Origin of the sequence: Gulosibacter sp. 10 (assembly GCF_900163695.1) — a bacterium.
Classification (GTDB): domain Bacteria; phylum Actinomycetota; class Actinomycetes; order Actinomycetales; family Microbacteriaceae; genus Gulosibacter.
Genome location: NZ_FUIC01000030.1, coordinates 57,524 through 83,111 on the forward strand (window position 1 = coordinate 57,524; position 25,588 = coordinate 83,111).

Genomic DNA, 25,588 nt, shown 5'->3' on the forward strand with positions numbered 1-25,588 from the left:
AACCCGCAGCGAGTGCAGGATCCGTCGATTTGCGCATCGATACTGTGCAGGCATCGGGAAGAGTCCCGATGAGAGGAGCGCGAGCACCGTGACCAGTACCGAATTCAAGAACACGCTCGGACCGGCCGATCCCGGCGAGGACCAGATCGATCTGCGGGTGTACGTGCTCGACACCTCCGTGCTGCTGAGCGACCCCGGCGCGATCTTCCGCTTCGAGGAGCACGCGATCGTGCTGCCGATCACGGTGATCGTCGAGCTCGAGAAGAAGCGCAACGACCCCGAGATCGGCTATTTCGCGCGGCAGGCGCTGCGGCTGCTCGACCAGCTGCGCATCCGGCACGGGCAGCTCGACCGCCCGGTCCCGGTGGGCGAGGAGGGCGGCACGCTGCGGGTGGAGCTCAACCACTCGAGTCAGGACGTCCTCCCGCGCGGCATGCGGCTCGAGGACAACGACTCCCGCATCCTCGCCGTGGCCGCGAACCTCAGCGGCGACGGGCACCGCGTGACGGTGGTGTCGAAGGACCTGCCCATGCGCATCAAGGCCTCCGCGATCGGCCTCGACGCCGACGAGTACCGCCACGAGCTCGCGGCGGACACCGGCTACACCGGCACCGCGCAGATCGACCTCGCGGCGCAGGAGGTCGGCGAGCTCTACGAGCGCGAGGAGCTCGACACCCGCGCCGTCGACGGGCTGCCGGTGAACACGTCGCTCGTCATCCAGTCCGAGCGCGGCTCCGCGCTCGGCCGCGTGGTGGGCGAGGACCGCGTCCGGCTCGTGCGCGGCGACCGCGAGGTGTTCGGCCTGCACGGCCGCTCGGCCGAGCAGCGGCTCGCCATCGACCTGCTGCTCGACCCGGGCGTCGGCATCGTCTCGCTCGGCGGCAGCGCGGGCACGGGCAAATCGGCGCTCGCGCTCGCGGCCGGCCTGGATGCGGTGCTCGAGCGGCGGCTGCACCGCAAGATCATGGTGTTCCGGCCCCTCTTCGCGGTGGGCGGGCAGGAGCTCGGCTACCTGCCGGGCGACCAGGACGAGAAGATGAACCCGTGGGGCCAGGCCGTGTACGACACGCTCAGCTCGATCGTGTCGGACAACGTGCTCGACGAGGTCGTCGATCGCGGCATGCTCGAGATCCTGCCGCTCACGCACATCCGCGGCCGCTCGCTCCACGACGCCTACGTGATCGTCGACGAGGCGCAGTCGCTCGAGCGCAACGTGCTGCTCACGATGCTCTCGCGCATCGGCGAGCGCTCGCGGGTCGTGCTCACCCACGACGTGGCCCAGCGCGACAACCTCCGCGTCGGACGGCATGACGGGGTCGCCTCGGTCATCGAGACCCTCAAGGGGCACCGGCTGTTCGGCCACATCACCCTCACCCGCTCCGAGCGGAGCGAGATCGCGGCGCTCGTCACGGAGCTGCTCGAGGACTACGAGCTGAGCTGATCCGGCGGCGCGATGCGGCGCGGGCGGGCCTGTTGATAACCGGCTCGCCCGCGTCCGCCGTTTCCGTAGCCTGAGCGCGTGGAGATCACCGCCGCCTGCCTCGTCGCCTGCTGGGTCGCGCTCGTCACGCCGCCCCTCGTGCGGCACGACCTCGCCGAGCACCGGCTGCCGAACGCGCTCGTGATGCCCGGATGGGCCGTTGCGGCGACCTGCATCGGGCTCGCCTGGCTCTCGAGCAGCGCCTTCCCGCTCGGCGCGCTGCTCGCCGGGGCCGGCGCCTTCCTCCTGGCGCTGCTCGCCGCGCTCGGCGGCGGCCTCGGCATGGGGGATGCGAAGCTGCTGCTGCCGCTCGCGGCGGGCCTCGGCCTGCTCGGGGCGGAGGCCCTGCTGGTCGCGGGCCTCGTGGCCGCGCTGAGCGGGGGAGCGGCCGCGCTCGCACTGCTGCTCCGAGGGCGCGGCCGCGGCGCCAAACTGCCGTTCGGGCCCTTCCTCCTGCTGGGCTACTGGACGGGGTATCTCGCCGCGCATTTCGCGTAGCCTGGACTCGAACCGCATTCAACAGCGAAAGGGTCAAACGTGGTGGAAAACCAGGATTCCGAGTTCCGCATCGAACACGACACCATGGGCGAGGTCCGGGTGCCGAAGCACGCGCTCTACGCGGCGCAGACGCAGCGCGCGGTGGAGAACTTCCCGATCTCCGGCCAGGGGCTCGAGGACCGTCAGGTCATCGCGCTCGCGCAGGTCAAGCGGGCCGCCGCCATCGTGAACGAGAAGCTCGGCATCATCGACGAGGGCCGCTCGAAGGCGATCGTCGCCGCCGCGGAGGAGATCATCTCGGGGCAGCACCTCGACCAGTTCCCGATCGACGTCTACCAGACCGGCTCGGGCACCTCCTCGAACATGAACACCAACGAGGTGCTCGCGCACCTCGCCACCGCATCGCTCGGCGAGCAGGTGCACCCCAACGACCACGTGAACGCGTCGCAGTCCTCCAACGACGTCTTCCCCACCTCGGTGCACGTCGCCGTGACGGGCGCGCTGCTCGAGGACCTGGTCCCCGCCCTGACCCGCCTCGCGGAGGCCTTCGAGGCCAAGGCGGAGCTGTGGAAGGACGTCGTCAAGTCGGGCCGCACCCACCTGATGGACGCGACCCCCGTGACGCTCGGCCAGGAGTTCTCGGGCTACGCCCGGCAGATCCGCCTCGGCATCGCCCGCGTGCAGTCGACCATCGAGCGCGTCGCCGAGGTGCCGCTCGGCGGCACGGCCACCGGCACCGGCATCAACACGCCGAAGGGCTTCTCGGAGCAGGTCATCGCCGAGCTCGCCTCGAACACCGGCCTGCCGCTCACCGAGGCGGAGGACCACTTCGAGGCGCAGGGCGCGCGCGACGGCCTCGTCGAGGCCTCGGGGGCGCTGCGCACCATCGCCGTCTCGCTCGTGAAGATCAACAACGACCTGCGGTGGATGGGTTCGGGCCCGAACACCGGCCTCGGCGAGCTGCGCCTCCCGGACCTGCAGCCGGGCTCCTCGATCATGCCCGGCAAGGTGAACCCCGTCGTGCCCGAGGCCGTGCTCATGGTCTGCTCGCGCATCATCGGCAACGACGCGGCCATCGCGTTCGGCGGCGCCTCGGGCGCGTTCGAGCTCAACGTGCAGATCCCGCTCATGGGCACCGCGCTGCTCGAGTCCATCCGCCTGCTCGCGAACGCCTCGGTCGTGCTCGCCGAGAAGACGGTGGAGGGCCTCGAGGCGAACGAGGAGCGCGCGCGCCAGCTCGCCGAGTCCTCGCCCTCGATCGTGACGCCGCTCAACCGCGTCATCGGCTACGAGGCCGCCGCGAAGGTGGCCAAGCACGCCGTGGCCGAGAAGGTCACCGTGCGGCAGGCCGTCATCGACCTCGGCTTCGTCGAGCGCGGCGAGATCACCGAGGAGCAGCTCGACGAGCAGCTCGACGTGCTGAAGATGACCTCGCCGAACCTGTAGCGTCGCCCGACGGAACCGCCCCCGCCCTGCACTGCAGGGCGGGGGCGGATCCGTTCGCGGGACGGCGGGCGGAGGTCTCAGAGGACGAGGCCGGCCAGCTCCTGGACGATCTCGGGGGAGTGGGGCCCGTAGAGCACGTAGGTGGAGCCGCCGTCGCGGCGGACGAGCGCGTAGGCCTTGTTGCCCGCCTCGTCCTCCTCGAGCACGCTGTAGTCGTACTCCTTCCACTCGACCCCGTCGATGATCACGGTGCCGGTGGGGGGCCTGCGGTCCACCATCTCGTAGACCCAGGTATCGTTCGCGTTGATGCCCTGGCTCAGGCCGACGTACTGCTGGGCGGAGTCGTCCTCCACGAGGATGAAGCCGATGTACCACTCGGTGACGCCGTCGGCGCTCGTGCGGATCTCGGCCTGGTTCGACTGCCAGCCCTCCGGCACCTGCGGGTCGGCGAGCGGCTCCTCGAAGCCCGGCTGCGCCTCGGCGGCCACCGCATGGAAGTCGACGTCGGGCAGCTGCTCGCGGTCGTCGCGCGGCACGATCAGCACGAGCGCGAGCATCGCGATGAGCGAGACGCCGAGGGCCGCGATGAGGTTGTTGATCGTCTTGCGCTGGCGGTAGAGCCGCGAGTTCTCGGCCTTGCGGGCTGCCGTCTCCTCGGGAGTCTCGGGGCGGCCGAGCTCCGCGACGATCGGCGGTTCTTTCGTGCGTTTCGCCAAGGCCGCCGCTACTCCTCGTCCGCCGGGGAATCCTGCTGCTCGCGAGCGCGCTCGAGCCGCTCGCGAGCGCCCTTGAGCCACTCCTCGCAGCGTGCGGCCAGCGCCTCGCCGCGCTCCCAGAGCTGCAGCGACTGCTCCAGGGTCTGCGAGCCCTGCTCGAGCGACTGGACGATGAGGGCGAGCTCGTCTCGGGCCTCTTCGAAGCTCAGGTCCTGCACGGGGCGGGGGGCTTCGGCGTCGGGGGAAGTCATGGGGTTCATTCTACGGCTGCCTCGATTCGTCCATCGGTGACCCGGATGCTCAGGCGGTCGCCGGCGGCGACCTGATCGGTCTCGGTGACCACGGTGCGCTCCTCGGGCGCGGGGCCGGTGCGCTCGACGATCGCGTAGCCGCGCTGCAGCGTGCCCAGCGGCGAGAGCGAGTTGAGGCGCTGCCGCAGCGAGATGACGGCGTCCAGGGAGTGCTGCACGCGCCGGTCGACGAGCTCGACGCCGCGGGCGGCGAGGCGCATGAGCTCCTCGCCGCGCTGATCGACCATCCACACCGGGTCGGCGATCACGGGTCGCGAGCGGAGCGACTCGAAGTACTGGCTCTCGACGCGGATGCGCTCGGTGATCCGCCCGCGCAGCCGGGCGCGGGCCTGCTCGACGATGTCGAGCTGCTCGGCGACATCGGGCACCACGCGCTTCGCGGCGTCGGTGGGGGTGGATGCGCGCAGGTCCGCCACCTCGTCGAGCAGCGGCCGGTCGGCCTCGTGGCCGATCGCGCTCACGATGGGCGTGCGCGCCGCGGCGGCCGCCCGCACGAGCGATTCGTCCGAGAACGGCAGCAGGTGGAGGAAGTCGCCGCCGCCGCGGGCGATGATGATCACGTCCACCTCGGGGTCCGCGTCGAGCTCGAGGATGGCGGCGGTGACCTCCGGCACCGTGCTGTCGCCCTGCACGCGCGTGTGGATCGTGCGGAAGCGCACGGCCGGCCAGCGGAGCTCCGCGTTGCGGCGCACGTCCTTCTCCGCGTCCGACTCGCGCCCGGTGATGAGGCCGATGCGCTGCGGCAGGAAGGGGAGCGGCTTCTTCAGCGCGGGGTCGAACAGGCCCTCCTCGGCCAGCTTGCGGCGCAGCCGCTCGAGCTGCTCGAGCAGGTTGCCGACGCCGGCGTGCCGCATGTCGTAGACCTGGAAGGAGAGCGTGCCGCCCTTGACCCAGAAGTCGGGCTTCGCGTTGATGACCACGCGATCGCCCTTCTTGAACTCGCCGCCGATGCGCTCGCGCACACTGCGCCAGACGGTGAGCGAGATGCTCGCGTCCTCGTCGAGATCGCGGAGCTTGGCGTACGCGTGGCCGCCGCGCACGTCGTAGCTGGTGAGCTCGCCCTCGACCCAGGCCGAGCCGAGCCGGGCGATCCACTCGCGGATGGACTGCGAGATGAACCGCACCTGGAACGGCTGCTCGGGGGTCGACTGCGCTGCCATGGGCGTCCTCATTCCCTGTGATCGGTGGCTCGGTAGACTGGGCGGCGTGACTGAACCGACTGTGCTGCTGCCGACGCCCCGGGTGCCTCGCCCGGGCGCGGTGCTCGAGGACCGGCCCGTGGCCGGGACCAAGCGCGTCGTGCTGGCCGCCCCTCGAGGATACTGCGCCGGGGTGGATCGGGCGGTCGTGGCTGTGGATAAGGCGCTCGAGCACTACGGCGCGCCCGTGTACGTGCGCAAGCAGATCGTGCACAACAAGCACGTCGTGAGCGAGCTCGAGGCGCGCGGCGCGATCTTCGTGGACGAGGTGGACGAGGTCCCCCCGGGCTCGCACCTGGTGTTCTCGGCCCACGGCGTCTCGCCGATGGTGAAGGAGGCGGCCGCCGAGCGCGATCTCGAGACGATCGACGCGACCTGCCCGCTCGTCACGAAGGTGCACCGCGAGGCGGCCCGGTTCTCGAAGCAGGGCCGCGACATCTTCCTCATCGGCCACGACGGCCACGAGGAGGTCGAGGGCACCGCCGGGCACGGCGGCGACCGGGTGACGATCGTGAACAGCCCCGAGGAGGCCGAGACCGTCGAGGTGCGCGACCCCGACAACGTCGTCTGGCTCTCCCAGACCACGCTCTCGGTGGACGAGACGATGGAGACGGTGAACCGGCTCCGCACGCGCTTCCCGAACCTCCAGGACCCGCCCTCCGACGACATCTGCTACGCCACCACGAACCGGCAGGCGGCGATCAAGCGCATCGCTGCGCGGGCCGACCTCGTGATCGTCGTGGGCTCCGCCAACTCCTCCAACTCGGTGAGGCTCGTCGAGGTGGCCCTGCAGTACGGGGCCGGGGCCGCCCACCGCATCGACTACCCGGAGGAGATCCGCCAGGAGTGGCTCGACGGCGTCGAGACCGTCGGCGTCACCTCGGGCGCCTCCGTGCCCGAGGTGCTCGTGCAGGAGGCGCTCGCGGCGCTCGCCACGGCCGGCTACCGCGACGTCGAGGAGGTCGAGACCGCCGTGGAGGACCTCATGTTCTCGCTGCCGAAGGAGCTGCGGCAGGCGATGCCCGGCGACGAGCGCGGCAGGGGCGGCCGGCAGCGCTAGCCCTCCGCGTCGGAGGATCCGTCCGGGGCGTCGAGCAGCCCGTGCATCGCGAGCAGCGTCTCGGAGCCCGCCTCGGCGAGGTAGACGACGAGCTGCAGCTCGGGCTGGTCGGAGGGCACGAGGCGGTGCTGCTCGAAGACGAGCTCGCCCACGGGGTGCCGGAAGCGGCGCTCCCGCGAGGCGAAGCGCTCGATGCGGTGCGCCTGCCACGCCTCGGCGAACTCGGCGCTCTCCTCCGTGAGGCTGGCGATGAGGCGGACGTGCTGCTCCTGGCCGAGCATCCCGCCCGTCTCGGCCCGGTACTCGGCGAGGAACTGGCGGCTCGTGACCTCCCAGTCCGGCAGCAGCGAGCGCACCGAGGGGTCGGTGAAGATGAGCCGGAGCAGGTTGCGCCGCTCGGGCTCCGCCTCGGCGACGCCGGGGTAGAGCGCCCCGTAGGCGCGGTTCCAGCCCACGATCATCCAGTTCGCCGAGAGGGCGAACGCGGGGGAGGGATCCTGCGCGTCGAGGAAGCGCTGCAGCTGGGGCGGCAGGGACTCGGGCGAGGCGGGGCCGTCGGCGGTCACCGCCGCGTAGCCCGCCAGCGCGAGGACGTAGGCGTGCTCGGCGGCCGAGAGGCGCATCGTGACGGCGAGCGAGTCGATGACCTGGCGGGAGGGGTTGATGTCGCGGCCCTGCTCGAGCCAGGTGTACCAGGTGACGCTCACGCCGGCCCGGTAGGCGATCTCCTCGCGCCGCAGGCCCGTGGTCCGGGCGCTGCGGCCCACCGGCGGCAGGTCGAAGTCCTCGCGCACGAGCCGCTCGCGGCGTCGACGCAAGAACGTACCGAGCTCGCGCATCCGATCCGGGTTCTCGCGACCATCTTCCAGGGTGACTCCTCGTGCCGTGCCGGCCCATCGCGCCGGCGACTCCGTCCGCGCGGCCCGCGCTTCGATCGGGGCCGGTCGAATTCCGATGCTAGCAGTGGCACTACTAGTATTGAGAGCGTCTTCCCTCCCGATCCCGCTCATGAGGAAATGGTCGCATGCCACATCTACGCTCTCGAACAGTCACCCACGGCCGCAACATGGCGGGGGCCCGCGCCCTCATGCGCGCCTCCGGCGTTGAAGCGCTCGACATCGGGGTCAAGCCGATCATCGCCGTCGCGAACTCCTTCACCGAGTTCGTCCCCGGCCACACGCACCTGCAGCCGGTGGGCCGCATCGTCTCGAAGGCCATCAAGGAGGCGGGCGGCATCCCGCGCGAGTTCAACACGATCGCCGTGGACGACGGCATCGCGATGGGCCACGGCGGCATGCTCTACTCGCTGCCCTCGCGCGACCTCATCGCCGACTCGGTCGAGTACATGGCGAACGCGCACTGCGCCGACGCGCTCGTGTGCATCTCGAACTGCGACAAGATCACCCCGGGCATGCTGCTCGCGGCGCTGCGCCTGAACATCCCCACGGTCTTCGTCTCGGGCGGGCCGATGGAGTCGGGCCGGGCCACGCTCGTGGACGGCACCGTGCGCACGCTCGACCTCGTCGACGCGATGTCCGAGGCCGTGAACGAGAGCGTCTCGGACGCCGACATGCTCCGCATCGAGGAGTCGGCCTGCCCCACCTGTGGCTCCTGCTCGGGCATGTTCACCGCGAACTCGATGAACTGCCTCACCGAGGCGATCGGCCTCTCGCTGCCGGGCAACGGCTCGGTGCTCGCGACGCACACCGCCCGGCGCGGGCTCTACGAGCGGGCGGGCGCCCTCTCGGTGGAGATCGCGAACCGGTACTACGACGGGGACGACGCGTCGGTGCTGCCGCGGAACATCGCGACGCCCGAGGCCTTCGGCAACGCCATGGCGCTCGACATCGCGATGGGCGGCTCGACCAACACGATCCTCCACCTGCTCGCCGCCGCCTACGAGGCCGGCGTCGACTTCGGCCTCGACGAGATCGACGCGGTCTCGCGCCGCGTGCCCTGCCTCGCGAAGGTAGCGCCGAACCCGGCCGACGGCCGCATGTACTACATGGAGGACGTGCACCGCGCCGGCGGCATCCCCGCGCTGCTGGGCGAGCTGCGCCGCGCGGGCCTGCTCAACGAGGACGTGCACTCGGTGCACTCGCGCTCGCTGGCCGAGTGGCTCGACGAGTGGGATGTGCGCGGCGGTAACGCGAGCCGCGAGAGCCTGGACCTCTGGTACGCGGCCCCGGGCGGCAAGCGCTCGGCGACGGCGTTCTCGCAGTCGGAGCGCTGGGCGGCGCTCGACGTGGACGCCGCGGGCGGCTGCATCCGCGACATCGAGCACGCCTACTCGAAGGACGGCGGCCTCGGCGTGCTGCGGGGCAACATCGCCCTCGACGGCGCCGTGGTGAAGACCGCCGGCGTCGACCCGTCCATCTGGGTGTTCTCGGGCCCCGCGGTGGTGTGCGAGTCGCAGGAGCAGGCGGTCGAGAAGATCCTCACGAAGCAGGTCTCGGAGGGCGACGTCGTCGTCATCCGCTACGAGGGTCCCAAGGGCGGGCCGGGCATGCAGGAGATGCTGTACCCGACCTCGTACCTCAAGGGCCTCGGGCTCGGCAAAGCGTGCGCGCTCATCACCGACGGCCGCTTCTCGGGCGGCACCTCGGGGCTCTCGATCGGTCACGTCTCGCCGGAGGCCGCGGCGGGGGGCACGATCGCGCTGGTCGAGGACGGCGACATCGTGAGCATCGACATCCCGAACCGCAAGCTCGAGCTCGAGGTGTCCGAGGAGGAGCTGGCCGGCCGCCGCGCGGCGCTCGAGGCCTCGGGCGGGTACCGTCCCAAGGCCCGCGACCGCCAGGTCTCGCAGGCGCTGCGGGCGTACGCGACCTTCGCGCTCTCGGCCGACAAGGGCGCGGCGCGCCACGTCCCGGAGGAGGGGCTGCCCGCAGCCGTCGAGGGTGCGGCGGCGCCGGCCGAGACCGTCGCCCGCTAGGGGGCTACGGGGCCGATATGCCGCGCTGCGCCCACTCGACGACCTCCGGGTGCGCCGCCAGGGCCGCCGTCATGATCACCACGCTGATGATGACGGCGGTCACCGCGCCCACCACCGCGCACCAGGCGGCGAACTTCCGCTTGCGCCAGCGCAGCAGCGCGATGTACAGCCAGACCGCGTAGTTGAGGGGATGGAGCACGAGCCCGATCACCCCGATGCCCGCGAGGCTCTCGGGGCGCACGTAGTCGCCGAGGCCGTAGGTCTGGAAGGCGAGCACGCCCTGCTCCGCGAGCCCGGACTCCGTCACCGAGGCCATGTGCACGACGGTGGCCGCGACGCCGACGACGAACAGCATGATGCCGATCATCCGGTCGCCGCGGAACCGGATCCTGCGCACCTCTTCGGGGTCGAGTACGGGACCGGGCCCCGGAGCATCGCCCCGGGGCCCGGAAGGGGTTCGATCCGCCACTAGATCGACTGCGAGTTGCCGTGCGAGCCCAGCTGCTGCGTGGCCTCGACGACGCGAGCGGCCATGGCTGTCTCGGCCTTCTTGCCCCAGGAGCGCGGATCGTAGACCTTCTTGTTGCCGACCTCCCCGTCGATCTTGAGGAAGCCGTCGTAGTTCTTGAGCACCGAGTCGGCCACGGAGCGCGAGTAGGCGTACTGCGTGTCGGTGTCGATGTTCATCTTGATGACGCCGTTCTTGACCGCGGTGGCGATCTCCTCCTCGGTGGAGCCCGAGCCGCCGTGGAAGACGAGGTCGAGGGGCTTGGGGCCCGTGCCGTACTTCTCGGCGAGACCCGCCTGGATGTCGGCGAGGATCTCGGGGCGGAGCTTGACGTTGCCGGGCTTGTAGACGCCGTGCACGTTGCCGAAGGTGAGCGCCGCCATGTAGCGGCCCTGCTCGCCGAGGCCGAGCGCCTCGACGGTGGCGATCGCGTCGTCCAGGTCGGTGTAGAGTTTGTCGTTCATGTCGCCGACGACGCCGTCCTCCTCGCCGCCGACCACGCCGATCTCGACCTCGAGGATCTGGTTGTTGGCCTTGATGCGGGGCAGGAGCTCCTTCGCGATCTCGAGGTTCTCGTCGAGCGGCACGGCCGAGCCGTCCCACATGTGCGACTGGAAGATCGGCTCGCCGCCGGCCTTGACGGCCTCCTCCGACGCCTCGATGAGGGGGAGCACGAAGTCGTCGAGGGCGTTCTTCGGGCAGTGGTCGGTGTGCAGCGCCACCGTGATGGGGTAGTTCTTCGCGACTTCGTGCACGAACGCCGCCATGGCGAGGGCGCCGGATGCGCGCGCCTTGCGGGTCTGGCCGGCGAAGTAGTCGGCGCCGCCGGTGGTCACCTGGATGATCCCGTCCGAGCCGGCCTCGGTGAGGCCCTGGAGCACGGCGTTGACGGTCTGGGAGCTGGAGACGTTGAAGGCCGGGTACGCGAACTGGTTCTGCTTCGCGCGGTCGAGCATCTCCGCGTACTGATCGGGTGTTGCGATGGGCATAGGGGGCCACTCCTTATGTTTCGGACGACATGTGCAGTCTAGCGATGGACGTTCACCGATTCTCGAGTCCACTGGCTACGCTGGGTGCGGAGAACAACTTCGTCGAAAGGGTTGACCGTGACCGAAGCCAAGGATGCAGGTTCGCGCAATGAAGCGGAACTGATCAAGCACCCCGACAGGAACCTCGCGATGGAGTTGGTGCGAGCCACCGAGGCGGCCGCGATCCGCGCCGTGCCGTGGATCGGCCGGGGCGACAAGAACGCCGCCGACGGCGCCGCGGTGGACGCGATGCGCAAGTTCCTCTCGACCGTCGAGTTCCAGGGCGAGGTGGTCATCGGCGAGGGCGAGAAGGACGAGGCGCCCATGCTCTTCAACGGCGAGATCGTCGGCAACGGCCGCGGGCCGCTGTGCGATATCGCCGTGGACCCCATCGACGGCACGAGCCTCACGGCGGCGGGGCGGCAGAACGCGCTCAGCGTCATCGCGGTGGCGGATCGCGGCACCATGTACAACCCCAAAGAGGTCTTCTACATGGAGAAGATCGTGGCGGGCCCCTCGGCCAAGGGCGTGCTCGACCTCGAGCGCCCGATCGGCGAGAACATCCGCGCGCTCGCGAAGGCGCTCGGCAAGACCGTCGAGGACATGAACATCGCCGTCCTCGACCGGCCGCGCCATGACCGGCTCATCGCCGAGATCCGCGAATCGGGCGCGGGCACCGAGCTGCTGCTCGACGGCGACGTCGCGGGCGGCATCAACGCCGCGCTCGAGACGGGGCGGATCGACATGTGCGTGGGCATCGGCGGCACGCCGGAGGGCATTATCACGGCCTGCGCGATCAAGGGCCTCGACGGCGTGATGCAGACGCGCCTCCACCCGCGCAACGACGAGGAGCGGCAGAAGGCGATCGACGCCGGGCACGACCTCGGCCGCGTGCTCACCCAGGACGATCTCGTGCGCACCGAGAACACGTTCTTCGTCTGCACGGGCGTCACCGACGGCGGGCTCGTGAAGGGCGTGGACCGGGAGCGCGACCGCATCACGACCGACTCGGTCGTGCTCCGCGCGCGCTCCGGCACCTTCCGCCGCGTGACGGCGGAGCACCGCGCCGACAAGTGGCTGGGCGAGGGCGCGTAGCCAGAGAGACGAACGCATCAGTGGGTGCGAGACAGAATCCGTCTCGCACCCACTGATATTTATCTCTCGAAGTCGGTACTATTTGCGTGAGTCAGGGCTTATGAATATCTCTTCTTGCTTGATGTCTGTTCTTGCGAACCCTCTTTGAGATCATAATGACGACCATCACTATGACTAGTGCTGCCAGTAGTAGTGCTGATATCTGCAGAAGTGCAGCCCAGTTCATTACAGGTCCTCTTCTAGTTGTTCGTCGTGGTGATGACGGAACCGTTCAGATTTGCTTGCATCCAATTTGTCCACCCGAGCGGGAATCCTTCGAAGGCGAATGCATAATCCGCAGAATATCGGACCTGGGTGGGGCTGAGCTGCTCAAGTCTGTGGTTAGTGAGAGAGCAACCGATGCAGTAATGGTGGTAGTTGTAAGTATTAGTGATTTTTGGGCTAGAGCCGGCAACATTTTCATAGTCCAAATGGAATCCCATTTGCAGGACTAGCCGGTTTACCGTCACGTTGCAGCCTGTCCAGTATCCACCATTTGCCGACCCGGCACTGGTGTAGGTGCATCCCCAGTCCAGGGGTGCGACTTCTCCTGCCTCCAGCTCATGAGCGGGGAGTTCGACTTCGGTGGCGATGATTGAGCCGTCGGGGTATGTCTCCAAGGTGATTTCATGCCCGTTATCAGTGTAGACAAGTGAGTCAATAGGCTCTTCTGTTCCCGCAAGCGAATCCCAAGGGACTCCCTCATCGAGTTTCTGGAATAGTAACTCCTGTGTCTCCTTGTCTACATTGTACTTTTCGAACTCTTGTTGCAGGAGTTCCTTCTCTGAGGGTGAGAATGCTTGCTCATTCGATGAAATTAATTCTGCGCCTGCTTCGAGAGGTGAAGCCGTGAGGGGGAGCAGGGCGAAGCTTGTTGCTGTCACTACAGTAAGAGCTGTTTTTATCATTTTATGTACCCGAATCTAGTTTTGGTTCTCATCGTTGAGTGATATTTTGATTCGATATCAATTGAGTGGTTAGGGCGACTCAGGTTTTGCTGCTTCGAGCGCCGTAAGAGTGTAGAAAGAGTGGTTATCCGTGTTTCCTCCGATCGCAGAATTGTTACCACCGTATGAATCTGCGCGGGGTCTGTCAATGGTGTCGCCGCATTGGTCAGTTCTCGTTACATTGCTGTAGCCTATTGCCGTGTGCATATCGGTTGCATCACGTTGGCTAAGGTGTATTGAGGAAATGAGACTGTTCTGTTACTTACCCTCTGCGATCGATCAATCGTCATCTCATAAGTCATCGCGGAGCGGGATAAAACCCGTGCCTTCAGGTCGAATGGCCGAGCGACTTTCAGTCCGCGGGCTCCGAGGTGAACTCGGGGGCGGTGAGCGGGCGCGGGGTCTTCTCGATCGGCTGCGGGCGGACGTGGGGCTTCGCCGCGGCGTCGTACTCGCCGAGCTTGCGGGCGGTGGGGAAGACCCTCGTCTCGAAGGAGCCGACGAGGCTGTCGTAGGCCGTGACCGAGCCGTGGAGCTGCTTGCCGAGCTTGGCCAGGTGCCCGGCGGCCGTCCCGATCCTGCGGTAGAGGTCCGAGGACAGCGAGAGCACCTCGGCCACGGACTCGCTCACGCGCTCCTGCTGCCAGGCCGCCGCGACGGCGCGCAGGATCGCCCAGAGCGTCACCGGCGAGGCGAGCGCCACATCCCTGCCGAAGGCGTAGTCGAGCAGGCCCGGGTCCGCGGAGATCGCGGCGGAGAGGGCCGATTCGCTCGGCAGGTAGGCGACGACGAGCCGCGGCGAGCCCGGCACGGCGGCGGGGTAGTCGCGGGCGCGCAGCGCATCCACGTGGCCGCGCACGACCCGCGCGTGCTCGTGCAGCAGCGACCGGCGGCGCTGCTCCGTCTCCTCGTCGCCGGGGTGCGGGAGCCGCATCGCCTCGAGGTAGCGGTTCATCGGGGCCTTCGAGTCGATCACGAGGGCGTGCTCGCCCGGCAGGTGCACGACCGCGTCGGGGCGGGCGACGGCCTCGTCGTTCGCGAAGGAGCGCTGCAGGTCGAAGTCGACGTGCTCGAGCATCCCGGCCGATTCGAGCAGGTTGCGCAGCTGCGCCTCGCCCCACGAGCCCCGCTCGGTGTTCGAGCGCAGGGCGGCGGCGAGCTGCTCGGTCGAGGCGCGCAGCTCGACGTCCGCCTGCGCCTGCCGCCGCAGCTGCTCGGAGAGCCGCCCGCTCAGCTCGTTGCGCTCCTGCTCGAACTCCTGCACGGTGCGGCGCATCCGCTCGAGCTCGGCGCGCATGGGCGCGAGTTCGAGCAGGACGCGCTGCTCGTCGGAGCGCTGCTGCTGGCCCGATTCGAGCTGGGCCCGCAGCTCCTCGGCCCGCGCCTCCGCGCCGGATGCCTGCGCGGCCGCGGCCGCGAGCTTCGCGGCGAACAGTATGCGCGCGCCGAGCGCGCCGATGGCCAGACCGATGAGGAGGGCGAGCAGGATCCAGAGCATTTCCATGCGTGCAGACTGCCACGAGCCCCCGACACGGGGCGAACCGGGGCGCCCGGATCCCGTCTAGCGGCGGCCGAAGAGGCGGCCGAGGCCGCCGCGCTCGCGCTTCTGCGGCGCCGCGGGCACGGGCGCCGGCCCGGGGAGCTCCGCGTCCTCGAGCCACGCCGAGAACGCCGACCATTCGGGGGCGAGCTCCTCGCCGGTGGGGCGGCCGAGGGCGTCGGCGATCGCCGTGGCGGCGGTCATCGGGTCCTCGTCCGCGCGGCGCTGCCTGGCGAGGGCGAGCAGCGTGTGCTTGCCGGGCATCTGCTCGAGGATGCCGTGCTCGATCATCCCCTTGACGAGGGCGACCATGTGCTTCGTCATCTCCGGCGCGGAGCCCGAGAGCCGGCGCCGGCGATCGGCGAGGGTGCGCACGGCGGTGCCGGACATCGGCACCCGCGCCTTCGCGATCTCGAGGAGCTTCGCATCCGCCGTGCCGCCAGCGGATTCGCCGAGGGCGAGGACGAGTGTCTCGGCGTCGCTGCCGGGGCCGTTCCAGGCCTCCTCGTCGCGGGTGGCCACCTCGATGACGCGGTCGGCGAACTCGGGCCGGCGGGAGCGGGCGATCAGCTCGCAGGTCGCGTACCAGGAGGCGGGCGGCTCGCCGGGCAGGGGGTCTGCCGTGGGCACCTCGTCGAGCGGCGGCTCCTCGCCCCAGTAGGCGAGCACGGTGCGCTGCACGTCCTGGCTGTCGGGCGTGGCGGAGGCGGCGGCCACGAGCAGGTCGTCGGCGACGCGCTCGGCCGGGCCCGGATCGTCGATGTCGACGACCTCCATGAGCACGCGGCGCAGCGGGAGGTAGACCTCGCCGTCGTCGTCGGGGAAGAGCGTGCGCGCGATCCGCGCCTCCTCGTGCGGCACCTCCTCGCCCATGCTCGCGTCGAGCCAGTCGCGGAGCGGGGCGAGCACCTTCGGGCCGAAGACCTCGCGGATGGCCTGCGAGGGCCCGGCCACGGCGAGGCGCCAGGAGAGCTCCTCGGGCAGCGTCTCGGGCCATTCCGAGGCGAGCTCCTGCAGCCCGCGGAGGTCGTCGAAGGCCTCGGCGAGGATGTAGGCGATGCCGGCGTGCGCGTCCCGGTCGTCCTGGTGCCGCAGCCGGTTCCAGCGGCCGAGCGCGGCGCGGTAGGCCTCGTCGCCGCCGTCGGTGACGATCGCGAGGTCGACGCCGACGGGGTCGATGCGGTCGGGGTTCTCGAGCAGTGCTTTCCAGCGGGGCGTTGGCAAAACGGATCTCCTGGAGTCGTGTCGTGGGGGCGGTCAGAAGGTCGCGCCGGTGACGAGCCGTTCGAGCGCGGGCGGGTCGCCGGGGCGCAGGCTCTTGATGGTGACGCCGGTGTCCTCGCTCAGGGCGTCGATGCCGAGCGGGCCGCCGGTCTCCTCGCCGCGGCGGAGCGCGACGTCGACGACGATGGCCGCGCAGGCCTCCGCATCCGCCAGCGCGTCGTGGTGCGCGGTGAGCTCGTAGCCGGCGGCGCGGGAGGCGTGGGGGAGCGCGTAGGAGGGGAGCCGGTAGCTGCGGCGGGCGAGGCGCAGCGAGCAGAAGTAGCGCAGCTGCGGCACGGGCAGGCGGACGGCCCTCGTGGCGGCCACGAGCACGCCCATGTCGAAGGGCGCGTTGTGGGCGACCAGCACGTCGTCCTGCACGAAGTCGAGGATGCGGGCGAGGGAGTCGGGCCATTGCGGGGCATCCGCCACGGAGGCGGCGCTGATGCCGTGCAGGCGCACGTTGAAGGGCGCGAATTCGTCGTGACCGGCGGGCGGGCGGATGCGCCACTCCTCCGTCGCGGCGACCTCGCCGTCGCGCACGCGGATGAGTCCGACCGAGCACGCCGAGGCGGGCGACCGGTTGGCCGTTTCAAAGTCGATCGCGACGAAATCTACAGACATCGCCTCTTATGGTCGCACGGGATGCTCGGAGCGCTCGGGGCATGCGCGGTCCTTCGCGGGTGGGCGCGTCGGTGGACGACTAGACTCGTCTCCCGTGGCTCTAACTATCGGAATCGTGGGACTGCCGAACGTCGGCAAGTCGACCCTCTTCAACGCATTGACCAAGAACACCGTGCTCGCGGCGAACTACCCGTTCGCGACGATCGAGCCGAACGTCGGCGTGGTCGAACTGCCGGATGCGCGGCTCGGGAAGCTCGCCGAGATCTTCGGCTCCCAGAAGATCCTGCCTGCGACGGTGTCCTTCGTCGACATCGCCGGCATCGTGAAGGGCGCCTCCGAGGGCGAGGGGCTCGGCAACCAGTTCCTCGCGAACATCCGCGAGGCCGACGCGATCGCCCAGGTCGTCCGCGGCTTCAACGACCCCGACGTCGTGCACGTGGACGGCGAGGTGTCGCCCGCGAGCGACATGGAGACGATCAACACCGAGCTGATCCTCGCCGACATCCAGACCATCGAGAAGGCGCTGCCGAGGTACGAGAAAGGCGCGAAGATCAAGCAGATCGACCCGTCCGTGCTCGCGGCGGCGAAGGAGGCGCTCGAGGCGCTCAACGAGGGCACGCTGCTCTCGAGCACGTCGATCGACCTCGCGCCCATCCGCGAGCTGGGGCTGCTGAGCTCGAAGCCGTTCATCTACGTCTTCAACATCGACGAGGAGGTGCTGGGGGACCAGGCGAAGCTCGACGAGCTCGCAGCGCTCGTGGCGCCCGCGAAGGCCGTGTTCCTCGACGCGAAGACCGAATCGGAGCTCATCGACCTGCCGAAGGAGGAGGCCGAGGAGCTGCTGGCCTCGCTCGGGCAGGAGGAGTCGGGTCTCGACCAGCTCGCGCGCGTGGGCTTCGACACCCTCGGGCTGCAGACCTACCTCACCGCCGGGCCCAAGGAGGCACGCGCCTGGACCATCCGCAAGGGCGACAAGGCACCCCAGGCCGCCGGCGTCATCCACACCGACTTCGAGCGCGGCTTCATCAAGGCCGAGATCGTGTCCTTCGACGACCTCGTCGAGGCCGGCTCCATGAACGACGCCAAGGCCGCGGGCAAGGTGCGCATGGAGGGCAAGGAGTATGTGATGCAGGATGGGGATGTTGTGGAGTTCAGGTTTAACGTCTAGCGTTATTGACGCTGCCCGTCATACACTGATCTCGTGATCAGATCGTTCGGCAGCAAGGACACCGAGCGCATCTGGCATGAGCAGTACGTCAAGCGCGTCGAGCGGACGGTGCAGCGGGCGACCCTGCGGAAGCTCGAGCTGATCCATGCGGCGAAGGATGTCGAGGACCTCCGGGTCCCGCCGGGCAACCGTCTGGAGCGTCTGGTCGGCGACCGACGCGGTCAGCACAGCATCCGCGTCAACGCGCAGTGGCGTCTCTGCTTCGTCTGGAGAAACGGAGGTGCAGAAGATGTCGAACTCGTCGACTACCACTGAGGCCGACCTCATCGATCCGATCCACCCGGGAGAGATCCTGATGGAGGACTTCATCGAGGGCTTCGGAATCACGCAGAACAAGCTCGCCGTGTCCATCGGGGTGCCGCCACGGCGGATCAACGAGATCGTGCACCGTAAGCGGGGGATCACCGCTGATACGGCGATCCGTCTGGCGCGCTACTTCGGCACGTCCGAGGAGTTCTGGATGAACCTGCAGTCCAACTACGAACTGAGGCTCGAGCGGCGGGCGCTGCGCGACAAGGTCGCTGCGATCACGCCTCTGGCGGTCGCATGAGTGTTTTGTCTCTCGCATTGCGGAGGCTTCGTCATGGTGATGCTCCCTCAGTTCTCGCCGCGCTCACCTCCAACCCTGACATGGCTCGCCAGGGAGACGTGTCGACGTTCGCCGAGGCGGAGCGCTATGTGAGCCGTTTGGTGGGCTCGGACTCGCCGCACGAACCGTGGGCCATAGTCACCGACGACGCCCTCGTCGGATTGGTGTGCGTGAGCGTCGACGACGAGAATCGCAGTGGCTGGTTTCTGGTACTGGATGACGGACGCTGCTCGCGGACGCGGGTGGACCGCTGCGGCTGCGGCAACCATCTCTCAGTGGGCCCTGACGACAGGCGGGCTGGAGCGTCTGGAACTCGGTCATCGGGTGAACAACCCTGCATCTGGAGCGGTGGCGAGGCGTGCGGGATTCGTGAAAGAGGGAACCGAGCGCGAGAAGTTCCTCGTGGGCGGGCAGCGGATCGACGTGGACACCTACGGGAGGCTGAGATCCGATCCTTTACCATCGTTCGATCCTGTTCCGATGATCGACGGATAGCAGCGAGGCTCAGATGGTCCTCCGTGCCGGAACTCGGTCGAGTTCCGGTTCAATGTTTGAACCCCTGGTCAGGGACGATTTTTATGCGGCGGATCCATTCGTTCCCACCTGAGAGATCAATCTGCCACCAGCTTGTTAATTGCCTGGATGGCCCTGCTTGGATCCTGGGCGCCTGAGTAGACAAGCAGTTCGTGGTAGTTCGGATCTTCAATTTCCAAGGAGGGTAAGGGGGCTTCTCGGAGCCTGACGACGATGTGTCCGTCGTGGAGTAGGTCCAAGCTCTTGATGCGGTCGACGTCCTCCTTATCCTTGTGCCCGTAGGAGCCGTCGTACTCGATCACCAGGGATCTCCCATCGGGTAGCGAGACGTGAATGTCTACTGACCATGAGGAGTGGTTGCTGAACGCGGGCGATTGGATGCGTGGTCCTGACTGGGCTTCTCCCCAGTGCTGACGAGCAGCGTCGAGGTGCAGACGTTCAATCATCGACTTTCCGGTGATCTGGCACTCAGGGCATTGGGAGCCATTGACCCGAGCGGCAGGCATGGCCTGCCACATGTGCGCCGGGTCGCGTCGGCATATCTACCGGGGTGGCTCGACGAGCTGGCTTGTGTTCGGCCGAATGTGCCATGGCGAGACTGAGTTCATGGGGGACCACTCATCTGCGATGTCGGGGTAATGGAAGGCGAGCGAGTCGAGAATCGTATAGCACTCGGGGCAGAAGAGCCGGAAAGCGAGTAATTCTCGGTAGGGGTGTTGACGCGTTTCTATCTGCCATGCCATCAGCGAGTCAATCCAGTTTCTGCTCGCGACATGTATGAACGGGAGGTGGAGCCCGTCACCTATCCGCACAGAAGTCCCAGCGTCTCGAACCGCCGATGGGGCCACCTCTTGCTCGTAGACCATGCATGGTCTACGCTTGCATCATGTGGAGCGTGGACATCGAGCTGATCGCGGGATGGCTTGCTTCGCTGGATGATGACTCGCGTGCGCAGGTGGTCGCCGTGATCGAGTTGCTCGAGGATCGTGGCCCTCAGCTGGGTCGGCCGATCGTCGACACGGTGTCGTCGTCAAGACATCGCAACATGAAGGAGCTCAGGCCGGGCTCATCTGGGCGATCTGAGTTGCGCGTACTGTTCGCCTTCGACCCGGAGCGCTCAGCGATCATGCTGATCGCGGGCGACAAAGCCGGCGACTGGACTCGCTGGTACAAGAAGAACATCCCGCTGGCCGACGACATTTTCGACGAGCACCTGCGCAAACTGAGAGGAGAGTGACCGAGATGGCTCTGTCGCTGAAGGACTTCGTTGCCGAGCATCCCGTGGACCGGGAGCGCGTTGACGCATACAAGGGGCGGATGCTCGCCGAGGTGCGTGCATACCGGCTCCGTGAGCTGCGCGAGCAAGCTGGCCTGACACAGGCTCAGCTCGCGGAGCGTATCGGCGTAGGGCAGCGCCAGGTCTCCAAGATCGAGCACGGCGACCTTGATAATGCGAGGGTCGGAACGATCCGCAGCTACCTCGAGGCGGTCGGCGGCGGCCTGGCGCTCGAATACGTGCTGGGCGACCAGCGTGTCCAGGTGGCCTGACCGAAGCCGGCACTGTCAGGACCCCGTGTCCTGCTTCTTTCATCCCGGACGGATTACCGCTCCTGAGAGATAGCCCTACGTGTGGGCACGTGGTGGAGTTCAGATGCAACGTGCGAGTCCAGCGGCAAGAAATAGCGACTCCGCGCGAAGCTCGCCCTGCTTAGCATCGTCACGGCAGAGCGATCTTCAGGATTCAATATGGATAGCCGTACCGAATTAAGAACACGATCGCGGACACGGCTGAGCACGCCAAAAACGTGACACCGAGCCACGAGCAGGCCAGTCGACTTGTCTCATACTCGGCTCGCTTGAGTCGCGGAAACATCAGCACAAGGCCGGCCACCTGGACGACGGACAAGACCAGGTATGTCCAATCTTCAAATACCCACACCAACGGTGCAAAATGTACGGCGACGCACAGCGCAATCCACCAGCCGAACCATCGATACCGCTTGCGGATCTTCAAGAAGATCGCGCCGCCGCCGATGAACAGGCTCATCACGATGAAGGTGGCCCCGAAAACCCACCAGACACCATTATCCAGCGCGCTTGGAGTGTTCCAGTTGCGCCCGACTATAACTCCGAAGGCGGCGGCAATGATCAGTCCAATCGCAGAACCGACCCATAATCGAAGCCGAGACTTGGGCCCCGGATCCTCCTGCGCCATGCCGAACCACACGGCCACCATCAACCCGAACAAGCTAATGGCAAATGCCTGATCTCGCATGAATTCGGTGATCAAGGGCTTTGTCCGCTCGTCGGTGTGCGGGATTCGACTTCGTCGATTGCTAGGAGGCTGCCGCAGGTCATGGCCAGGTCTTCCAGCTAGGCTACCAGCCGACGACTGGCCCGGTCGGGTCGATTCGGCCCTCGTCCCCACCGACTCGCCGTACTGCGACACCGCCGAGCATCCGTGTCGACGACCTGCCCGTTCCGGCGCGCACGGATGCCGCCCGCGCGGTGGACCTCGAATGATCGTCCTCGACACCAACGTGATCTCGGAGCTCTTCCGCCGGCAGCCCGAGGCGCGGGTGGTCGCGCGGCTTGAATCGCTCGAGGTCGAAGTGGCGATCACGGCCATCACATTGGCCGAATTGTTCGCCGGTGTACGCCGACTCCCCGACGGAAGGCGCAAGGAAGAGCTGGGGAAGGCGCTATCGACGACGGTCGAGCCGTATCGCGGCGGTCACGCCGTGCTCCCGTTCGACGAGTCGTGTGCCGATGCCTACGCCGAGATCCTGTGCGAGCGCGAGCGCGTCGGATTGCCGATCATGACGGCGGATGCGCAGATCGCGGCGATCTGTCGTACCCATGAAGCGGTGTGCGCGACACGAGACACCAAGGCCTTCGCGTACACCGGCATCGTGCTCGTCGACCCGTGGGTAGCACCGCGAACAGGCCTATCGACGAGACCGTTCTCGAAGCAGGCGCCAGCGAGCAGGTAGCGCCGCCCCTGCGCTCGTCGACGCGGGCCGTGGCAGAGGACGGCCGACCGTGCAGAGCCGGGCCCGGCGGGAGGCGCTCCGATGCGCCGAACCGCGGCGGGCGACGCCTGGCGTTGCCGGTCCGTCCGGATGAAACCCGCCGTGGATGCTCGCCGGCGGCGGGCCTCATCGCCGCTCGGTCCACTCGACGAACAGCGTCGATCTGCGGCCCGGCTTCTCGGGGTCGTAGCGAATCCAATGCCGGCTGCCGATCGGGAGCCGGCGATGATGCACGAGCCGATGCCAGCGATCGGCGCCCTGGGAGTCCTGGAACTGCAGGGTGATGTTCCAGAGCTCGACCGTGTTGTCCCCGCGATTGCGGGTGACCTCCGTCACGACGGCCGGCACTCGGGGGCCCGTCAGCCGAATGCTCCGGGCGTGCCGGGCGAGGATGGCTCGGCTCGCGCGCAGCAGTGCGGCCCCGACCAGGATCCCGGCCCCGATGAGCAGGAGCGCCGCGCCGAGCACGAAGAGCGGCCGTCCGGGATCTGCTTCGAGCCCCTCCTCCGAGAGGATGCCGCTGATGCTCGGCCAGGCGCTGCCGAGCAGGATCCCCGCGCCGGCGCACGCAGCCCAGAGGCCGAGCGTCCAGAGCGAGAACGGCCACGGGTACCGGGCCTGCCGTGCGGGGATCTCGGTGTTGGCGTCCGTGAGGCCGATGGCGATGACGAGCAGGATCGGGATCGCGACCAGCCCGAGCGTCCACGCGCCGTCGTCGAAGGGGAATGCCGTCAGGACGAACGCGACCCCGAAGGCGGCCCCTCCCGACAGGGTCCACAGCGTGCCGCGCAGGACCGGCAGGAACCAGGGGCGCCGGCGAAGGCGACGTCGCGGATCGATCGTGCTCATCTCATGGCCCCTATCCAGTCCCGGTCCGGTGCGGCACGTCCCGCGCACCGGTGCACCCGCCGAACCTCAGTCTGCCGGGTGCGGCACCCCTCCTGCCCTCCATAGTCTCCTACGGCCGGCGCTACCGATCACGGAGCCGAGGCTCCGCGAATCGGTCGAGGAAGTCGAGCATCAGCACTCCCGTCCGTGGGCGGCGGCGCGGTTCAGACGTCGAGCAGAATCTCGAAGTGGTCCAGCTGCTCCCGCTGGAACACCGTCGCGTATGCGCCTTCGGGGACGCGCTTGCCGAATCCGGTCACGAGGAGTCCGAGCTCGGGGAACAGGACGGAGTGGCCGCCGATGCCCTCTTTCGTCTGTTCCCGCGCGCGCAGCATCTCGAAGCCTTGCTCGTCGAGGATCTCGATGTCGTCGTAGAAGACGGGCGCATACCGTGCGCCGTCGAGCTGCTCGCGGATGGCCTTGCCGCGCCCGGGCCTGTACGCGACGATCTCGCTGAGCACCCCGTCGTGGAACACGTATTCGGTCGCGCCCCGGCGTTCGGCCGTGTCCTCGAGGATCCGATTGTGCCGCACCTCGTCGGCATCGCCGAGAATGTCCGCGAGCTGTTCGGGCGTCATGCCGAATCTGGCGTTGTCGATGCCCTCGAACGGCACGACCCGGTGAATGCTCGGCATGACCTCTCCTCCCGCGGGCGATCGCCTCGGGCCTCACCCTATGAATTCGATGGATGCAGCGGGCCCGTCGACGGTGACCGCCTGCTGAACATCGGGAGAACGTTCAAGGCGATATCGGAGAAGGCGCTGGGCGCCGACCGGAGAACGAGCATCCTCCGCTCGTCGAAGGGGCAGGACGGGCGACGATGAGTCGGTGCGCGTCCGGGTCTTGAACCCTGTCCGAGGGCCCTCGCCCCGGTCGTCGGGAGAGAGCGGGGCGGCTACTGCTGCAGCGACTCGGCCGCGGAGTCGCGCGTCGCGCTCTCCTCCTGCATCGCGGCCTCGTACGCCCGTCGGAGCCGGTCCGATGCGGAGGGCGGTTCGGGGTCGCTTCGCGGGATGCCGAGGTGCAGCTCGCGCAGCTCGGCCATGAGGCCGTCGACCAGGTCGGGGGACTCGGCCAGTAGGCGGGCCCGGATCGTCAGCTCGGGGGCAGTGTCGCGATGGCGCATGCCCCAGGAGCCGAGCGACACCATGACGGGGACGGTCTGAATCCCGGCCTCGGTGAGCGAGTACGCCGCCCGCTGCCCCCGGGTCGCTTCGTCCCGGGTGAGCAGGCCCTCCTCGACGAGGCTCCGCAGCCGGCCGGCGAGGATGTTCGAGGCGATCCCCTCGTCGTTCTTCGCCAGGAGCTCGCGGAAATGGCGACGCCCGCCGAAGACGATGTCCCGAAGCACGATGAGGTTCCAGGCATCCCCGAGGACCTCGACGGCCGCGTTTATCGCGCATCCTGAACGTGGCCGCTCGCGAGCCATTGCCCCTCCAAGTGCTTGCCGAATGAAACCACTCCACGGTACCGTCAAGTGATCTCGATCTGCAATCACTTCGGAGGCCGTCATGGCGCGCACGCGAGTCCACAACCTGTTCGTCTCGTCGGACGGCTTCGCCGCGGGCGATCACGTGACGCTGGAGCATCCCATCGGCGGGGCCGAGGCGCTCTTCAGCCGATTCGACGGCCGCGTCATCCACGGCGTTCACGGCACCGACGAGCCGGTGACCGTCGACCGGGCCCTGTTCAGCATGTGGGGCCAGGGCGTGGGCGCCGAGATCATGGGCCGCCGCAAATACGGGCCGCAGACTGGGGAGTGGCCCGACGACGGCTGGCAGGGCTGGTGGGGAGACGAGCCGCCGTTCCTCACGCCCGTCTTCGTCCTCACCCATCACCCCCGCCCGAGCATCGAGTTCGCGAACGGGACCGGCTTCCACTTCATCGATGCCTCGCCTGAGGAAGCGCTTCGGCAGGCGCAGGAGGCGGCCGGCGGACTGGACGTCCGCATCGGCGGCGGCCCGACGACCGTGAGCGAGTTCCTGCAGGCCGACCTCGTGGACTTCCTGCACGTGGCGGTCGTGCCGGTCGTGCTCGGTACCGGCGTCCGGATCTGGGACCATCTCGCCGGGCTGGAGGATCGATTCGCCGTCGAGTCCATCGGCACGTCCAGCGGGCTGATCCATCAGCTGTGGAACAGGAATCGCGAACGGTCCTGAGCCGGAGCACCGCCGGCCGGGCTGCGAGTACGGGGGCTCACCGGTCGCGCATTGGATGGAGTATAGGATTCCTCCGAGGTCTCGCACCGGTGCATCCGAGGCGTCCGAGCGGGGGAATGCGCCCCGGGCGACACGGCCCGGCGCGGGGCCGGAGAGGAACGACATGCAATTGCTCGAGGGCTACGAGTACCGGCAGATCAGGTCGGAGTTCCAGCAGATCAACCCGAATGGCCAGGTGCGGGGGCAGATCCAGAACTCCGTGTTCATGCTGCTCGGCTTTCGCGACCGGGGAGCGATCGACGAGTTCGTCGACCGGTGCTCCCGCGTCTATTCCGAGGACGTGCTCTCCATCTACGCTCCCGGAGCCGCGGGAACGCGAAGGCTGGTCCTCTTCCGCGGAGCCATCTCCAAACTGGCTCTTCACGAACGAGGGTGTAGTCGAGGTCTGAAACCGCCGGCTTCGAGCAGA

The 25,588-nt window shown here is 68.2% G+C and carries 30 protein-coding genes; 15 read left to right on the forward strand and 15 right to left on the reverse strand.

Annotated features, from left to right (window positions below; genetic code table 11):
- Positions 1 to 88: 88 nt before the first annotated feature.
- The 3 genes from FM112_RS11660 to FM112_RS11670 all read left to right on the forward strand — a co-directional run bounded on the left by FM112_RS11660 (position 89) and on the right by FM112_RS11670 (position 3,424).
- On the forward strand, positions 89 to 1,441 hold the full coding sequence (locus FM112_RS11660; protein ID WP_254910470.1) for a PhoH family protein: 1,353 nt from the start codon (positions 89 to 91) through the stop codon (positions 1,439 to 1,441).
- A gap of 78 nt (positions 1,442 to 1,519) precedes the next feature.
- Positions 1,520 to 1,978 (forward strand): prepilin peptidase, encoded by a 459-nt coding sequence (locus FM112_RS11665; protein WP_087007716.1) that lies wholly within the window; start codon positions 1,520 to 1,522, stop codon positions 1,976 to 1,978.
- Positions 1,979 to 2,017: 39 nt separating this feature from the next.
- Positions 2,018 to 3,424: an aspartate ammonia-lyase gene (locus tag FM112_RS11670; RefSeq protein WP_087007718.1), complete on the forward strand. Its 1,407-nt coding sequence runs from the start codon at positions 2,018 to 2,020 to the stop codon at positions 3,422 to 3,424.
- Between the two features lie 77 nt (positions 3,425 to 3,501).
- On the opposite strand, the gene FM112_RS11675 is transcribed toward FM112_RS11670, so the two are convergent.
- The 3 genes from FM112_RS11675 to xseA are packed head-to-tail and all read right to left on the reverse strand — an operon-like array spanning position 3,502 to position 5,611.
- Positions 3,502 to 4,140, reverse strand: a complete 639-nt coding sequence (locus FM112_RS11675) for a DUF4245 domain-containing protein (RefSeq protein WP_176386805.1) — start codon at positions 4,138 to 4,140, stop codon at positions 3,502 to 3,504.
- An 8-nt stretch (positions 4,141 to 4,148) separates the two neighbouring features.
- On the reverse strand, positions 4,149 to 4,391 hold the full coding sequence (locus tag FM112_RS11680; RefSeq protein ID WP_176386806.1) for an exodeoxyribonuclease VII small subunit: 243 nt from the start codon (positions 4,389 to 4,391) through the stop codon (positions 4,149 to 4,151).
- 5 nt (positions 4,392 to 4,396) lie between these two features.
- A complete protein-coding gene (gene xseA, locus FM112_RS11685; RefSeq protein ID WP_087007725.1) occupies positions 4,397 to 5,611 on the reverse strand; it encodes an exodeoxyribonuclease VII large subunit in 1,215 nt (404 codons plus the stop codon).
- A gap of 46 nt (positions 5,612 to 5,657) precedes the next feature.
- Between xseA and FM112_RS11690 the strand changes: the two genes are divergently transcribed.
- Positions 5,658 to 6,710: a 4-hydroxy-3-methylbut-2-enyl diphosphate reductase gene (locus FM112_RS11690; protein ID WP_254910471.1), complete on the forward strand. Its 1,053-nt coding sequence runs from the start codon at positions 5,658 to 5,660 to the stop codon at positions 6,708 to 6,710.
- Here FM112_RS11690 and FM112_RS11695 read toward each other — a convergent pair.
- The gene (locus FM112_RS11695) at positions 6,707 to 7,549 is read right to left on the reverse strand and encodes a helix-turn-helix transcriptional regulator (protein WP_087007727.1); all 843 of its coding nucleotides are present in this window, start codon (positions 7,547 to 7,549) and stop codon (positions 6,707 to 6,709) included. The two genes, FM112_RS11690 and FM112_RS11695, sit on opposite strands and share 4 nt — an antisense overlap.
- Before the next feature lie 185 nt (positions 7,550 to 7,734).
- Here FM112_RS11695 and ilvD point away from each other — a divergent pair, with 185 nt between their 5' ends.
- Positions 7,735 to 9,645, forward strand: coding sequence for a dihydroxy-acid dehydratase (ilvD, locus tag FM112_RS11700; RefSeq protein WP_087007729.1), 1,911 nt, complete (start codon positions 7,735 to 7,737; stop codon positions 9,643 to 9,645).
- A gap of 4 nt (positions 9,646 to 9,649) precedes the next feature.
- Here the strand turns inward: ilvD and FM112_RS11705 are convergent, their stop codons facing one another.
- Both FM112_RS11705 and fbaA read right to left on the reverse strand, forming a co-directional pair.
- On the reverse strand, positions 9,650 to 10,114 hold the full coding sequence (locus tag FM112_RS11705; RefSeq protein ID WP_254910472.1) for a DUF6264 family protein: 465 nt from the start codon (positions 10,112 to 10,114) through the stop codon (positions 9,650 to 9,652).
- On the reverse strand, positions 10,114 to 11,142 hold the full coding sequence (gene fbaA, locus FM112_RS11710) for a class II fructose-bisphosphate aldolase (protein ID WP_087007733.1): 1,029 nt from the start codon (positions 11,140 to 11,142) through the stop codon (positions 10,114 to 10,116). Before fbaA ends, FM112_RS11705 begins: the two co-directional genes overlap by 1 nt.
- Before the next feature lie 189 nt (positions 11,143 to 11,331).
- On the opposite strand from fbaA, the gene glpX reads away from it, so the two are divergent.
- A complete protein-coding gene (gene glpX / locus FM112_RS11715) occupies positions 11,332 to 12,276 on the forward strand; it encodes a class II fructose-bisphosphatase (protein WP_087007735.1) in 945 nt (314 codons plus the stop codon).
- Between the two features lie 239 nt (positions 12,277 to 12,515).
- Here the strand turns inward: glpX and FM112_RS16920 are convergent, their stop codons facing one another.
- From FM112_RS16920 to FM112_RS11730, 4 genes are all read right to left on the reverse strand, one after another.
- Positions 12,516 to 13,223, reverse strand: a complete 708-nt coding sequence (locus tag FM112_RS16920; RefSeq protein WP_140400669.1) for a DUF5626 family protein — start codon at positions 13,221 to 13,223, stop codon at positions 12,516 to 12,518.
- A 391-nt stretch (positions 13,224 to 13,614) separates the two neighbouring features.
- Positions 13,615 to 14,766, reverse strand: a complete 1,152-nt coding sequence (locus tag FM112_RS11720; RefSeq protein ID WP_087007737.1) for a DNA recombination protein RmuC — start codon at positions 14,764 to 14,766, stop codon at positions 13,615 to 13,617.
- 57 nt (positions 14,767 to 14,823) lie between these two features.
- Positions 14,824 to 16,026, reverse strand: a complete 1,203-nt coding sequence (locus FM112_RS11725; RefSeq protein ID WP_087007739.1) for a hypothetical protein — start codon at positions 16,024 to 16,026, stop codon at positions 14,824 to 14,826.
- A 33-nt stretch (positions 16,027 to 16,059) separates the two neighbouring features.
- Positions 16,060 to 16,689 (reverse strand): 3'-5' exonuclease, encoded by a 630-nt coding sequence (locus FM112_RS11730; protein ID WP_087007741.1) that lies wholly within the window; start codon positions 16,687 to 16,689, stop codon positions 16,060 to 16,062.
- Between the two features lie 94 nt (positions 16,690 to 16,783).
- Between FM112_RS11730 and ychF the strand changes: the two genes are divergently transcribed.
- From ychF to FM112_RS17440, 4 genes are all read left to right on the forward strand, one after another.
- Entirely contained in the window at positions 16,784 to 17,857 is a 1,074-nt protein-coding gene (gene ychF / locus FM112_RS11735; RefSeq protein WP_087007743.1) for a redox-regulated ATPase YchF, read from the forward strand.
- 33 nt (positions 17,858 to 17,890) lie between these two features.
- On the forward strand, positions 17,891 to 18,172 hold the full coding sequence (locus tag FM112_RS11740; RefSeq protein WP_087007746.1) for a type II toxin-antitoxin system RelE/ParE family toxin: 282 nt from the start codon (positions 17,891 to 17,893) through the stop codon (positions 18,170 to 18,172).
- The gene (locus FM112_RS11745; protein ID WP_087007749.1) at positions 18,147 to 18,467 is read left to right on the forward strand and encodes a HigA family addiction module antitoxin; all 321 of its coding nucleotides are present in this window, start codon (positions 18,147 to 18,149) and stop codon (positions 18,465 to 18,467) included. Before FM112_RS11740 ends, FM112_RS11745 begins: the two co-directional genes overlap by 26 nt.
- Before the next feature lie 255 nt (positions 18,468 to 18,722).
- On the forward strand, positions 18,723 to 19,001 hold the full coding sequence (locus FM112_RS17440) for a GNAT family N-acetyltransferase (protein ID WP_254910474.1): 279 nt from the start codon (positions 18,723 to 18,725) through the stop codon (positions 18,999 to 19,001).
- A 116-nt stretch (positions 19,002 to 19,117) separates the two neighbouring features.
- Here the strand turns inward: FM112_RS17440 and FM112_RS11755 are convergent, their stop codons facing one another.
- Positions 19,118 to 19,342, reverse strand: coding sequence for a hypothetical protein (locus tag FM112_RS11755; protein ID WP_087007751.1), 225 nt, complete (start codon positions 19,340 to 19,342; stop codon positions 19,118 to 19,120).
- A gap of 584 nt (positions 19,343 to 19,926) precedes the next feature.
- Here FM112_RS11755 and FM112_RS11760 point away from each other — a divergent pair.
- Positions 19,927 to 20,277, forward strand: a complete 351-nt coding sequence (locus FM112_RS11760) for a type II toxin-antitoxin system RelE/ParE family toxin (protein WP_087007773.1) — start codon at positions 19,927 to 19,929, stop codon at positions 20,275 to 20,277.
- A gap of 5 nt (positions 20,278 to 20,282) precedes the next feature.
- Complete coding sequence (locus FM112_RS11765) at positions 20,283 to 20,588, forward strand: helix-turn-helix transcriptional regulator (protein WP_087007775.1); 306 nt, start codon at positions 20,283 to 20,285, stop codon at positions 20,586 to 20,588.
- A 193-nt stretch (positions 20,589 to 20,781) separates the two neighbouring features.
- Here FM112_RS11765 and FM112_RS11770 read toward each other — a convergent pair whose 3' ends face one another.
- The gene (locus FM112_RS11770) at positions 20,782 to 21,330 is read right to left on the reverse strand and encodes a hypothetical protein (RefSeq protein ID WP_087007753.1); all 549 of its coding nucleotides are present in this window, start codon (positions 21,328 to 21,330) and stop codon (positions 20,782 to 20,784) included.
- 229 nt (positions 21,331 to 21,559) lie between these two features.
- Here FM112_RS11770 and FM112_RS11775 point away from each other — a divergent pair, with 229 nt between their 5' ends.
- Positions 21,560 to 22,033: a type II toxin-antitoxin system VapC family toxin gene (locus FM112_RS11775; RefSeq protein WP_087007755.1), complete on the forward strand. Its 474-nt coding sequence runs from the start codon at positions 21,560 to 21,562 to the stop codon at positions 22,031 to 22,033.
- A gap of 165 nt (positions 22,034 to 22,198) precedes the next feature.
- On the opposite strand, the gene FM112_RS17445 is transcribed toward FM112_RS11775, so the two are convergent.
- The 3 genes from FM112_RS17445 to FM112_RS11790 form a co-directional block, all read right to left on the reverse strand.
- Positions 22,199 to 22,921: a DUF3592 domain-containing protein gene (locus FM112_RS17445; protein ID WP_217874544.1), complete on the reverse strand. Its 723-nt coding sequence runs from the start codon at positions 22,919 to 22,921 to the stop codon at positions 22,199 to 22,201.
- A gap of 203 nt (positions 22,922 to 23,124) precedes the next feature.
- Positions 23,125 to 23,595 (reverse strand): hypothetical protein, encoded by a 471-nt coding sequence (locus FM112_RS11785; protein WP_087007757.1) that lies wholly within the window; start codon positions 23,593 to 23,595, stop codon positions 23,125 to 23,127.
- 260 nt (positions 23,596 to 23,855) lie between these two features.
- Positions 23,856 to 24,389: a helix-turn-helix domain-containing protein gene (locus FM112_RS11790; protein ID WP_087007759.1), complete on the reverse strand. Its 534-nt coding sequence runs from the start codon at positions 24,387 to 24,389 to the stop codon at positions 23,856 to 23,858.
- An 82-nt stretch (positions 24,390 to 24,471) separates the two neighbouring features.
- Here FM112_RS11790 and FM112_RS11795 point away from each other — a divergent pair, with 82 nt between their 5' ends.
- Both FM112_RS11795 and FM112_RS11800 read left to right on the forward strand, forming a co-directional pair.
- Positions 24,472 to 25,119: a dihydrofolate reductase family protein gene (locus FM112_RS11795; RefSeq protein ID WP_087007761.1), complete on the forward strand. Its 648-nt coding sequence runs from the start codon at positions 24,472 to 24,474 to the stop codon at positions 25,117 to 25,119.
- Between the two features lie 163 nt (positions 25,120 to 25,282).
- Positions 25,283 to 25,588, forward strand: a 306-nt coding sequence (locus FM112_RS11800; protein WP_140400670.1) for a hypothetical protein, incomplete at its 3' end; no start/stop codon positions are given.